Raw genomic sequence first — 13027 nt, forward strand, 5'->3', positions numbered from 1 at the left:
CACTAGTTCTGGGTCTGTATTGAATCGGCCGGATCGTTTTCAGGAAGGGTATATTCCTTTTGCTTTTTCCCAAATACGGATACGTTGACATAACGTTTGGGGTTGAGTCTGAAATCCTGTAACAATAGTTCCAATTGCCTTGAAGATTCTGCCAAATTATTGTACAAGGCATCATCTTTATGAAGTTTGCCCAATGATCCCTCGCCTTGTTCAATTTTTTCGAGGATACCGTTCAACTTGTTAACCGTTTCTTGGAAATTGGAAAGTGTCCCTGCCAAATCTGCACTAGCCAATGAATCTGAAAGCTTTGAAAAATTGGATGTAATATTACCCACATTTTTAAGGGAGCTGTCCAATTGCTGTTGGTTGTTCTCCAGTAGCAGGTTTATTTTATCCGCACTGCCCTTAAACGCTTTTACCAATTGGTTGAGCGAAACGATGGTTTCCTTCAACTCTCTTTTGGTAGGGTCGTCCAAAATTTGGTTGACATTCATCAACAAGGTGTCTGCATGGGATACCGCTCCTTCCACTTTCATTTGCAAAGGAGTTAATTTTTGTTGCACCAATTCTGTAATCCCCGGTTTTATATTTGATTGAAGTGTGTCTCCAGATTTTGCATTGGGAGCTCCATCAAAAACAGGGACAATCTGAATACCTTTCCCGCCTATAATTCCTGTATCAAAAAGCTCTGCGGTGCTATTTTGGGAAAAATCAAATTCGTTGCTCACCGAAAAGGTCACCAACAGCTTTCCAGAACTGTCCTTAAATCCAATACTGGTAACATTGCCCACATTATACCCATTTATAGATACTTGCGTACCGGGTTGCAAACCGCCTACATTATCATAAACGGCATAAAACATTTTATTGTTTTCAAAAAGTGGGGAGGATTTTAAATAGCTCAGCCCAAAAACAAAGGCAAAAATTCCTACGAGTACAATAACCCCGGTCTTAACTTCCCTGGATAGCTTCAAAGGATTCGGTTTATGGTTTAAACAAAATTAGGAATATTTTTGACAAGGCTGTCAAAGATGTTCATCTAGTTGGTTGCTTGTGATATAGGCACTCGCTTACCATCTTTATAGGCCACTATATATGAGGTGGTGTAGCCTTTAGCGTCTGCATTGGCCTTTAATCTTTTGGCATCCTCCAACGTACTGGCATTGCCATACATATATCTGTAGAGGTTTTTGTAGGGCTCCCTGGACAATACATCCAATCCATTAAAATTTGCTCCTGTAAGGGGTATGCTCTTTGCGCTAGCCAAAAGCTGTACTTTAAAAACCACTCCTGTGTTGGTGGATACAACAGGCGGTGCCTTAGTTTCTTCTTTTGGTGTGGATGGAACGATTGTTTCTTCCTTTTTGGGAGTTTCCTCCTCCTTTTTTGGGGGTTCCGCTACACTTTCAGTTTCCTCTGGGATATTCACAGCAACTTCGGTGTCTTCTATTTCAGTGGAAATGGTGCTGATATCAACTCCAGTGTTAATCTCAGACTTGTATGCTAAAACAGCATCGGCAATGGCTTTGCCCATCTCTCGTTGACCATTTTTTGAGTTTAGATAGCTTCCTTCATTTTTGTTGGTCAAAAAACCGGTTTCCACCAATACACTGGGCATAAAGGTCTGGTGCAGTACAATAAAACCTGCTTGTTTAACCTTCCGGTCTTTTCTTTTCAACTTTACGGTGAAGTTATCCTGCAGTTTTTTGCCCAACAGAATACTTTGATCCAAGAATTCTTCTTGCATAATAGTCAAACCAATAATGGATTCTGGAGAATTGATGTCGTATTCTGCGTACCGCTGTGCATAATCGTCCTCTAAATAAATTACAGAGTTCTCCTTTTTGGCCACCTCAAAATTACGCTGATTGGCATGCAGCCCCAGTACAAAAGTCTCTGCGCCATTGGCATCGGAATTGTGGGCATTGCAATGCACGGACACAAAAAGGTCCGCATTGGCTTGATTGGCAATTTCCCCTCTTTTAAAGAGGTCAACAAAGGTGTCATCATCCCGGGTATAAAGGACTTTAATTGTGGGGTCCTTTTCCAATTCTTTACCGGCTTCGAGCACAACGTTTAATGCAATATCCTTCTCCAAATACCCATTTCCAATGTTACCGGGATCATGCCCGCCATGGCCGGCATCAAGAACAACAATGAACTTGTCATTGGGTGTTTTTTGTAAATTGGTAATGTTAAATGAAATCAGTGGTGGGGTTATGAATAATAAAACGAAAAATGTAATCCAACTTTTATTCATAAGAACTGTTTATTTATGGTCTCCCAATATTGGTTAAAAATATCGTAATCCCCAATAAGCGGAACAAAAAATATATGTAAGTTTGGGCACAAAAACTGAGCCAACCCAGCACAAAAATAGGATTTATCACGTTGCAATCAAACAAACATCTTTTAGTTTTCCTATTTGTTCTTCTTTGCGGTAAACTTACCTTAACAGCTCAGGAAGACCGTATTACCCCTTTGCCCATAAAAGCTGCACAGGATAGCATCACGGCTCCTTTACTGACTGCCGACATGCTCAACAAATCCAATTCTGTGGATTCTGTGGAGGTGGATTCCGTCTCCGGAAACCAGCCGCTGCTATTGGATAAAATCAATTATAAGGCCAAAGATTACGTTCGGTTGAGCCAAAAAGAAAATAAAATTTATTTGTACGATGAGGCCGAAATCTATTATCAAGATACCGAGCTCAAAGCAGGTGTTATTATAATGGATTATGTAAAAAATGAGGTGTATGCTGGGCGTATTAAGGATGAAAAGGGTGTTTATACCCAACTCCCCTACTTTAAGCAAGGTGAAAACGAGGTTCGGCCAGATTCCATTCGTTTTAATTTTGACACCCAAAAAGCCCTTATCTGGAACTCCCGGACTGAACAACAAGCAGGTGCGGGAGCATTGGGAAGCGATGCGATGAACGTCTATGCCAAAATCACAAAAAAAGAAAACGATTCTGTTTATTTTTTGAATGAAGGAAAATTGACCACCTCAAAAGACACTGTAGACCCAGATTATTACATCAGGGTACGCAAGGCCAAGTTTGTTCCCAAAAAGAAAATCATTGCTGGTTTTAGCAATATGTACATTGTGGATGTCCCTACACCCATTGCCCTGCCATTTGCCTATTTTCCATTGACCCAAGGACGTGTGGCAGGTCTGCTTTTCCCAACCTTTGGTAACGATCCGCAACGGGGCTATTTTTTACAAAATGGGGGATATTATCTACCCATAAGCGATTATGTAGATCTAAGTGTCACAGGTGATTATTATACCAATGGCAGTTATGGTTTCCAGGGGCAGACCATTTACACCAAACGATATAGGTTTAGAGGGAATGTCAATGTCAGCTACGAAAATCTTATCCGTAGCCAAAGAGGTTTTGATGATTATAGTCGAACGAGCAATTATAATATTCGAATATCACACACCCAAGATCCCAAGGCAAGTCCGTATTCGCGTTTTTCCGCTTCGGTGAACTTAGGAAGTAGTCAGTACTATACGAACTCCCTTAATCAGGTAAACCGGAACAATTCCCAGACCAATACGTTTGCCTCATCCATAAGTTATTCCAAAACGTTTCCTGAATACCCATCGGTGAACGCCAGTTTAACTTTGAGCCACACCCAAAACTCCAGGACGCAAACCATAAACATGTCGCTGCCTACCCTACAGGCCAGTATGGAACGTATTTTCCCTTTTGCTAAAAGGGATGGGATAAAAAAAGGAATTTTGCAAAATGTCAATTTTCAGTATGATGTAAACGCCCAAAACAGCATTACCACCACAGAAGAGGACTTTTTTACCAGCAAAATGTTCGAGGATGCCCGTATTGGTGCCCGGCACCGGATTCCCATTGGCACCAACTTTAAAGTGGCAAAATACCTCAGTGTGAGCTTAAACGGTAGCTATGAGGATGTTTGGACCTTGGAAACCCTACGCCGCAGATATGATACCGATTTGGAAGAGGTTGTTACCGATACCATTCCAGGTTTTGACAGGTTTAACCGATATAACTTAGGAGCAAGTCTGGGAACGGTTGTCTATGGTACCTTTAATTTTGGTGAGGATAAAAAAATTCAGGCCATACGCCATGTCATGCGGCCTTCCATTGGGTATAGTTACACCCCTTCCTTTGAGCAATTTTATGAAACGTACACCGATGAGGATGGTGAAGAGGTACAGTACACGCCTTTTGAAACAAGCATCTATGGTCGCCCATCCTTGACTCGGGGAAGCTCCCTTAGTTTTTCCTTACAGAACACACTCGAAGCGAAAGTGAGAGACAAGGATTCCACGGCAACGGAACCAAAAAAGGTGAGCATATTAAGCAACCTTACCTTCTCCACAAGCTATAATTTTGAAGCGGATTCCCTCAAACTAAGCCCCATCAATATGAGTGGGGCCACAGAGATCATTAAAAATGTTCCCATAAACTTTTCCGCCACTTTTGACCCCTATGCCATAGACAACAACGGTAGGCGCATCAATACGCTCAATGTAAAAAATGGAGGTAGTTTGTTACGACTTACTTCTGCTCGATTGAACACAGGATTCTCTATCAATAGCGATATGTTCAAAAAAGGGGGGGGCAAAAAGCAACAGGAAGGGCAGACAGGGCAAGACCCCGATTATGGTGCCAACCCTTTTGAACTGAAAGGTGCTGAAGATGGTCGGTCCAATTTTCAGCAAGAAAAGCAAGGCGGTGGTGAACAAGAAAACCCCATTTACGGCACCCAAGTTCCTTGGGATATGCGTTTAACCTATGTGGCTACATATAGCAATAGGAACCGGGAAAAAGAAATCACCAACCACTCCTTGATGTTTACCGGAAACGTTCAACTTTCTCCCAAATGGGAAATTGGCTTTAATTCGGGATATGACTTTAAAAACAAGGGATTTGCAGATACCCGATTCAACTTTAAGCGCGATTTAAGCAGTTTTAGGCTCAGTTTTGATTGGACGCCCTTCGGACGTTTTGAACGATGGTACTTTTTTATTGGGATAAAGAGTTCCATACTTAGTGACCTTAAATGGGAAAATAGAAGCCAACCATTTAGTGGTCGTCGATAATTTTGAATAATTTCATACCCTCAAGTTAAAAAGAAGACCATGAAAAAAATAGTCAATACCCCAAATGCTCCAGACCCCATCGGCCCATATAACCAAGCGGTACTCATTAAGGACACTTTATATATTTCTGGCCAAATTGCACTAGATCCATCAACAGGAGAGCTGGTAAAAGGCGATGTAAAAACGGAGACAAAGCAATCCTTGGAAAACCTAAAAGCTATTTTGGAAGCCGCCGATATGACGTTTGAAAATGTGGTAAAGACCTCCATTTTTATCAAGGATATGAATCAATTTTCCCGAATTAATGAGGTATACGGTACTTATTTTGACGCAGAGACTGCTCCAGCACGAGAAACAGTAGAAGTTGCGAACCTTCCGAAGTTCGTCAATGTTGAAATCTCAATGATTGCCGTTAAATAGTTTCTTTGTGGAATTCAACGAGTCCTTCAATGGGTCTTCTGCGAATCACACCCAAAATCAAATCATTTCTTTCCAAACAAGCCGTAAGTTCGTCTTGTAAAAAATGGGCTATACTACCCACAAAGCTAATTGGGACTTTTGTGGCCAACTCAAATTGCATGATGTAGTTGTTCACAAATTGCTGGAATCCTTTTTCAATGACACCTTTGCAGTAGGGGTGTTCCTTATTTTCAATGATAAAGCGGGCAAATGTGGCCAAATAGGTGTTCGGATTGGGTTGCTTGTACAGGTTTTCCTTTATCACATCCGCGTCCAGATTGTATTCCTTGGCGAACTTTATGCCCAAATCTTGTGGCATCTTATGGAAATAATAATCCCGTAACAATTTTCTTCCGAAGAAATTACCACTACCATCATCCATTAAAATATACCCCAAGGAGGTCACCTTTTGAAACAATTGATGGCCATCGTAATAGCTACAGTTGGACCCCGTTCCCAAAATACAAACAATACCCTGACGACCAATCTTGGTTGTGGAGTAGATGGCAGCATAGGTGTCTTCACGAACCTCGGCCTTGGCATTTGGGAAAAAATCCTTAAAGATTTCTTTCAAGAAATTCTTCATTCTATCGGTACCGCATCCGGCACCATAGAAATACAACTGACGTACATCTGCTTTGTTTTTGGAAAGCTCAAAATTGTTGGCCAAACGATCCTCGATTACCTCACGGGTAAGAACCTCTGGACTAAGTCCCAAGGTTTGGGTAAGGAACAATTGGTTTCCTTTATCGTCTAGGGCAATCCAATCGGATTTGGTTGCGCCACTATCCACGATTAATATCATACGTCAGTGTTTAGTTAGTGAATCCTGAAAGGAGCTGAGCCCCTTTCAGGAATATAGTGTGGTAAGATAATAAATTATAGGCTGGCAGCGTGTTCTGCCAAGTCGACCAATTTGTTGGAATATCCGGTCTCATTGTCGTACCATGAAACCACTTTGAAAAACTTGGAATTTAGCTCAATTCCAGCATCAGCATCAAAGATGGAGGTTCTTACATCTCCAACAAAATCTTGGGAAACCACCAATTCATCGGTATACCCCAAAATACCTGCCAATTCGCCTTCAGAAGCTTTCTTCATAGCTGCCTTAATTCCTTCGTAAGAGGTTTCTTTTTGAAGTTTAACGGTCAAATCCACTACAGAAACATCAGCAGTAGGAACTCGAAAGGCCATCCCTGTCAATTTTCCTTCCAAGGAAGGAATAACCTTGGTCACCGCTTTAGCAGCACCCGTAGCAGCAGGAATGATGTTTAGTAAGGCACTTCTACCCCCTCTGTAATCTTTTCTAGAGGGACCATCCACGGTTAATTGGGTGGCTGTGGTAGCGTGAACGGTTGTCATCAAACCTTCTTCAATACCGAACTCATCGTTCAATACCTTGGCCAAAGGCGCAAGACAATTTGTGGTACAAGAGGCATTGGAAATAATGGTATCCGATGCTTTTACATCTTTATGGTTCACTCCCATAACAAACATCGGAGCATCTTTGGATGGCGCAGAGATAACTACTTTCTTGGCACCACCGTCAATATGATACTGAGCAGTTTCCAAGGTGGTGAAGATACCGGTACATTCAGCAACGATATCAGCGCCCACTGCATCCCATTTCAAGTTTTTAGGGTCACGCTCGGCAGTAATTCTGATGGTTTTTCCGTTTACGACCAAGTTACCGTCTTTCACTTCAATGGTTCCATCGAACTTTCCATGTACAGAGTCATACTCCAACAAATAAGCAAGATGTTCAACATCCAACAAGTCGTTGATTGCAACAACATCCACATTGTCTCTTTTTACGGTTGCGCGAAATACCAACCTTCCAATTCTACCGAATCCGTTGATTCCTATTTTTAAATTTGACATGTTCTCTTTTTTAGTTTTTACATTAAGTTGTCATTATATCGGAAACTCTAATGAGTTCTTCGTCAATTTCTGTGTGTGCCTTGATGGCCTCTGCTATGGGTGTCAATACCAATTTGGTATCACGGATTCCCACCATATAGTTCGATTTACCTTCGAGCAAGCTCTCAACGGCCTTCACGCCCATTCTACTGGCCAAAACCCTGTCAAAACAGCTTGGATTACCTCCACGTTGCATGTGTCCCAAAACGGATACCCTAACGTCGTATATGGGTAGGTGCTCTTCAACATATTCTTTTAACTCGAACACATTTTTACCGGTTTTATCCCCTTCGGCCACAATAACAATACTGGATGATTTTCCAGATTTTTTACTGCGCTTTAAGGAATCCAACAAACGTTCAAGCCCTAAATTCTGTTCTGGTATCAATATTTCCTCCGCACCAGCACCAACTCCTGCGTTCAATGCAATATGGCCAACATCGCGACCCATAACTTCCACAAAAAACAAACGATTGTGTGAGCTCGCGGTATCACGAATCTTATCAATGGCATCCACCACCGTATTAATGGCAGTATCAAAACCTATGGTATATGAGGAACCTAAAATATCGTTGTCAATGGTACCAGGAATTCCCATGATCGGAAAATCATATTCTTCATTGAAGATCATGGCACCTGCAAAACTTCCATTACCCCCAATGACCACAAAGGCATCAATACCTTCTTTCCTCAATTGGTCGTAAGCTTTCTTCCTTCCTTCCTTTGTTCGAAATTCTTGGCAACGTGCAGATTTGAGGATCGTTCCCCCTTTATTGATGATGTTATTTACACTACGGGCATCCAAAGTCTTAAAATCGCCTTCAATCATCCCTTGATACCCCCTGTAAATCCCTACGCATTCAATTTTCAGATATGCGCATGTACGAACAACAGAGCGAATTGCCGCATTCATCCCCGGAGAGTCTCCACCGGAGGTAAAAACTCCTATTTTCTTTATTTCTGAGGCCATTCAAAATTTTAAAGGGTCAAAACTAGGAAACTTTATTTAAAATACGAATGCCTTGATAATTTATTTGTTTTCCCAGAAATCCTCAAACGTTTTCGTAAGAATTTTAATGAAAACAGTGAAAAAATTCATCTGCTTCTAAGGCCGTTTTAAAGGTGATTCCTTTTTGGGCAAAAAAAGTATCAAACTATCTTGCCCCATGGTTTCCACAGGTTGTTCAAATTCCTCCTCTTCCGGAGAATCTGCTACTTTCTCTTTTTTATTGAAAACTTTTTGCATCAACTCCTTAAAGCTATTGAAATCTACCTGATACGAGAGACCCACACCTTGAGTGTAGCCTTGCCGTTCGGCCAAAAATTGTTGAATCTGATTTTCCCTATTGAAAATCTTGGCGCTAAGGGTTCCCTGCTCGTTCAGCAATACTTGGACCTCAACATCACCGGCCACCACAGTCTCCGAAACGCCCCCAACCGGAACTCCTACCCTACCATTCACAAGAATGCGGTCCGATATCTGCGTGGAAACCGTAACCCCTATCCGGTTCTCGGTTTGGATATCGGCATTCGGATCTAAAAGACCTTGTTCGTACGACAATCCCAAATTGAACTTGTCATTGCTTCCTCCCAAAATTTGATTGAGCAATCCCGATGCCGTTTGAATGAGATTTCCCGTAACGGCTTGTTGGTTGATACCGGTCTGGGGATTTACAAAGGTTCCTTGTGCCAATAGGAAAAATGCATTACGCTCTTTTACAGTAGGGTCCTGAAGTCTGTACTCCAATTCGGATTGCACCACAGAGTTGGTCCCAGGAAAATCAATATCAAAATTGATGTTTGGACTTTCCAATTCCCCATCCAACCGAACCACCACTTCTGTGGGGATTCTTCCCGTGTATCCGGGATTGTCCAGCAAGGGTGCCGGATTTGCATTTAAGGAGTACACCGCTTCCAAATTTAACTGTGCTGCCAAAGGATCCCGCTCCCAGAGAATAGTCCCTCCAGGCCGCACTTTGAATTTTTTATCGATTACACCACCATACTTAAAATTGTATTCTCCGGTTACCGCAACAAATTCGCCATACATATTGAATTTTCCGTTGGTATTGATTTCTATCAACAAAATCCCCTCCCCTGTTCCTTTAAGGGAACTTCCCGAGCTCCTATCCACTACAATTTCCACCTCGGCCTCTGGGGTCACGGCAAGGTCAAATGCCATCTCCAGACCTTGATAGTCCTGTAAAACCCGTTCTTCTGTAAAGGATTCAGATTCTCCTTTTTCAATAAAATTGATAAAGGAATAGTCCCCCACGCTGGTAACATCGCTCAAAGGAATTTTTAGGGATGTGCCTCTGGCCGTGGTGGCATCCACCGAAATGGTAAGTGCATCAGTAGAGCCATAAATGCTACCCGTTCCATTGATAAAGCCTGTTCCGTAATAGAGCGACTCCTCATCAAATTCTGTGTTCAAGATCATAAACCGATTGTTCTTAGTGTCCACATCGAGCCCCAAATACCAATCCTCGAAGCCTGTATGGCTAATGGTGCCGTCCAAGGTTGCCGTAGTACCTTCCGCAACATCTGAAAGGCCCACATTTTCAAAATAAAAGGTTTGATCAAATAGACGGACACGGGAGTATTGCGCAAAATTATAATCCACATTGAGGTATGGAATCCCAATGCCTGCATCCACCAGACTCAACGAACCATTAATGGATGGATTATTGACACTACCCGTGATCTTGGCACTTCCAATAATGCTCCCCCTTATATTGGATATGACATCTTCTCCCAGAGGTGCAAAGGGTTCTAAGCTAAAGTCCGTAAAATTTGCCGACAGATCTAGTTCTTGCTTGTTGTTGATATTGGTGACCTTTCCATTAATACTCATCTTCTCCTTTCCATTATCATTGAGCCATGTGCTCACTCCAAACTGGGTAAGGTCATTGTTTCCAAATATACCTACTTCCAAATCTCCGAGCCGAATATCATTGACACTAAAGTTGCTAATGTTTAGGCTGGAGGTGGGCAGATATTTACCGTCTTTTTGAAGAATATTCAGGAAGCCATCCACAGCGCCATTCAATTTTAGGCTATCTATGGCAGGGGTAATCTTGCTCAGGGAAACAATTTTAAACTGAAGATCCAAATCCTTGTAGGTGGAATCAGCAAATTCTCCCCTTAGGCGAATCTGCTCCCTATTGTTATTGTCCATCACCACATCCTCTATGCGGATACTGTCCAACGTTCTGTTGATGATAACTTTGTTCTGGCTGTTACCATCCTTGTTCAACACCCAGGTGTTCCCTTTAAAACTAACATCGGATTTCTTAAGTCCAATAACGGATTTATTGTTTTCATTGAAGGTATGATAGAAATTGAGGTTGTAACTGTCGTTGTACTCGCTTCCTCCCTTGAACTCTGTTCTAAAAAATAGGGTGTCCTTTAAGGTGGTGTTTATCAAGCTAAAATCCTTGACATCATAATAATTTGTGGACAAGTCCTCAACAGACACGAAGGTGTTAAAAAGAGGGTTCTTGTTGTCGATTTTTAATTCGATGTTATCAAATTTGTTCCCAAAGGCCTCAATGCTGGGCGATTTAAAAGTGAGCTTAAAATCTCCTTCATCCGAAACAATGTTTCCCCTTATAAACGTATTGGGGTCAAAGGCCACATCTGGGAAAAAGACGTCCACAATCTTATTGTAAATCTTAAAATTAAAATCCAAATGTTGCCCTTCCGAAATTTCATACGGCCTATAATTGGTATAGATACTACCGATGGAGTTTTGTACCAATTTTCCAATTTCATTGACTTTGAACTTTCCTCTTACATAACCCGTAATGATATCGGGTGAATTGATTTCCACTGTTCTTATGGTGTCTTGATCAAAAGAGGAATACACGGAAAAATCTTCAAAGTAGTATGTAGAATTTTGGTTTTGATAGGTAGTGTTTGAAAAACGCATCTGCCCTGCCATATCGTCCAACGTACGACCTTCAATGTCCATATTCACATGGCCCTTGAAAATGGAAATACTATCATCAATGAAATTCAACTCCTTCAAATCGGCATAGTCCACCGCTGCAATAAAATTGAACTTGTTCTCCCTTCCACCAAAGTCCGCCAATCCTTTAAAGTCAAAACGAAAGTTTTCATCATTGCAGAGCAAGGAACCATCAAACAACTGGTCTTTTAGTATCCCTGATATTTTTATATTGTTGTATTCGTAATCATTGAACTGGATTTTATAGACCTCTCCAATAACCTCGGTATTTAAGTTTTCGGCTGCAAAGCCTTTGCCCTCCACGTTCACATCCATGGAAGTAAGGCCCAGCTCATCATCATTCGTGAATTCCCCTAGGTCAAAATCGATAAGTGAGATAAATCCAATATAAGAAGCATCATTCTTGGTTTGGATGTTGGTCATCTGAACATCTAAATAACTACTTCCCACTGCGGTATTGAGATTGGCTTTTACATCGAGTGAAGTCTCGGTCACCTCTGCATCACCTCGAACCGTAAATTGTCCCAATTTCTGCACGGTTTCCGGTATGTTCCTACCTAAAATATTGGGTAAAAGCGCTCGCAATTGGTAATAGCTGGTAGTCAGGTTATCAATATCGCCACGAATAACAAATGGAGCCTGGTCTGTAAACATGTTGTCCAGCTCAAAATCGCCGCGCAAGCCCGTATTGTCTGTATATAGAAATAGGTTGTCTACTTCTAATTTATTGAGCACTCCTCCAAAATCTCCAGTGAGGGTAACCGTTCGGTCCTGCCCAAATTCATCGTAAAATGCATTCACCTCATTTAGGGCCACAGTAGATTCCGTGAAATTGGCATCAATTTGTACGCGATCTACAAATTCCGCAAAATCCTCACGATTGTAATTGAAGACTAGATTTCCCTTGAGCTCCGATTGCTCGGTATCAATGAGCAGGGAATCAAACCGCATTTGTTCTTTGGTATAAGTAAAATCAGTGGCCAGTTTTTTAACTCGAAGCCCACGTTTGGCCTCTAGGGAAAGATCCTCAATTTTCAAAGTGACCTGGGGTCCCAAGATTTGAAAGTCATTGGCCAATATTTTTAAATCTGTAAAATTCAAGACTTCCGCAGATTCAAGGTTTTCATCGCTGAGCATAAATCTTCCGTCATTGATTTCTATCTCATCAGAAGACATAAAAAAGGGTGGGGTTCCGGGTGCTCTGGGCTGACCATCGTCCAACTTGGCCACAAAAACATCCAAATTGGTATCGGATTCCCCTTCGTAAGTCTTTAGACTAAAATAAAGACCATCAATCTCAATATCACCAAACTCCATTTTGCCATTGGCCATATTTCTGAGGTGCAACACCGAAGTGGTCAATTTGTCAATATAGGCCAAGGTATCTTTTTTGTAATCTTGAACATAGATGCCCTTGATCCCTGCATTGAGATTGAAAAGAGAAAGGCTTACCCGGTCTATCTGGATATTGGTCCCAAACTCGTTGTTGATGGTTTCCATGGCATATTTTGCCATTTTGGTCTGTACTGCAGGCATGGACAAAATCAAAGAGCCCAATACCATGATCAGCAAAATAGCCAATAGGAAACG

8 protein-coding genes are annotated in these 13027 nt (G+C 41.7%); 2 read left to right on the top strand and 6 right to left on the bottom strand.

Features of this window, described 5'->3' with window-relative positions:
* Nucleotides 1-2: 2 nt before the first annotated feature.
* Together J0X14_RS14820 and J0X14_RS14825 are read right to left on the bottom strand one after the other, a co-directional pair.
* Nucleotides 3-974 carry an MlaD family protein gene (locus tag J0X14_RS14820; protein ID WP_207098591.1) on the bottom strand — a complete coding sequence of 324 codons (972 nt, stop codon included), beginning with the start codon at nt 972-974 and terminating at the stop codon, nt 3-5.
* Between the two features lie 65 nt (nt 975-1039).
* Entirely contained in the window at nt 1040-2260 is a 1221-nt protein-coding gene (locus J0X14_RS14825) for an N-acetylmuramoyl-L-alanine amidase (protein WP_207098592.1), read from the bottom strand.
* 131 nt (nt 2261-2391) lie between these two features.
* On the opposite strand from J0X14_RS14825, the gene J0X14_RS14830 reads away from it, so the two are divergent.
* On the top strand, nt 2392-5088 hold the full coding sequence (locus J0X14_RS14830; RefSeq protein WP_207098593.1) for a putative LPS assembly protein LptD: 2697 nt from the start codon (nt 2392-2394) through the stop codon (nt 5086-5088).
* Between the two features lie 39 nt (nt 5089-5127).
* On the top strand, nt 5128-5508 hold the full coding sequence (locus J0X14_RS14835; protein WP_207098594.1) for a RidA family protein: 381 nt from the start codon (nt 5128-5130) through the stop codon (nt 5506-5508).
* Here J0X14_RS14835 and J0X14_RS14840 read toward each other — a convergent pair.
* The 4 genes from J0X14_RS14840 to J0X14_RS14855 all read right to left on the bottom strand — a co-directional run bounded on the left by J0X14_RS14840 (nt 5501) and on the right by J0X14_RS14855 (nt 12973).
* Entirely contained in the window at nt 5501-6352 is an 852-nt protein-coding gene (locus J0X14_RS14840; RefSeq protein WP_207098595.1) for an N-acetylglucosamine kinase, read from the bottom strand. The two genes, J0X14_RS14835 and J0X14_RS14840, sit on opposite strands and share 8 nt — an antisense overlap.
* A 74-nt stretch (nt 6353-6426) precedes the next feature.
* Nucleotides 6427-7428: a type I glyceraldehyde-3-phosphate dehydrogenase gene (gap, locus tag J0X14_RS14845; protein WP_207098596.1), complete on the bottom strand. Its 1002-nt coding sequence runs from the start codon at nt 7426-7428 to the stop codon at nt 6427-6429.
* A gap of 22 nt (nt 7429-7450) precedes the next feature.
* Nucleotides 7451-8437: a 6-phosphofructokinase gene (gene pfkA / locus J0X14_RS14850; RefSeq protein WP_207098597.1), complete on the bottom strand. Its 987-nt coding sequence runs from the start codon at nt 8435-8437 to the stop codon at nt 7451-7453.
* A 135-nt stretch (nt 8438-8572) separates the two neighbouring features.
* A complete protein-coding gene (locus J0X14_RS14855; RefSeq protein WP_207098661.1) occupies nt 8573-12973 on the bottom strand; it encodes a translocation/assembly module TamB domain-containing protein in 4401 nt (1466 codons plus the stop codon).
* Nucleotides 12974-13027 lie beyond the last annotated feature (54 nt).

This window comes from Allomuricauda sp. CAU 1633, from assembly GCF_017313225.1.
GTDB lineage: Bacteria > Bacteroidota > Bacteroidia > Flavobacteriales > Flavobacteriaceae > Flagellimonas.

Coding starts and splice junctions, on each gene's coding strand:
- J0X14_RS14825 (WP_207098592.1), bottom strand. CDS start 2,260: ATGAATAAAAGTTGGATTACATTTTTCGTTTTATTATTCATAACCCCA.
- J0X14_RS14835 (WP_207098594.1), top strand. CDS start 5,128: ATGAAAAAAATAGTCAATACCCCAAATGCTCCAGACCCCATCGGCCCA.
- J0X14_RS14840 (WP_207098595.1), bottom strand. CDS start 6,352: ATGATATTAATCGTGGATAGTGGCGCAACCAAATCCGATTGGATTGCC.
- gap (WP_207098596.1), bottom strand. CDS start 7,428: ATGTCAAATTTAAAAATAGGAATCAACGGATTCGGTAGAATTGGAAGG.
- pfkA (WP_207098597.1), bottom strand. CDS start 8,437: ATGGCCTCAGAAATAAAGAAAATAGGAGTTTTTACCTCCGGTGGAGAC.
- J0X14_RS14855 (WP_207098661.1), bottom strand. CDS start 12,973: ATGCCTGCAGTACAGACCAAAATGGCAAAATATGCCATGGAAACCATC.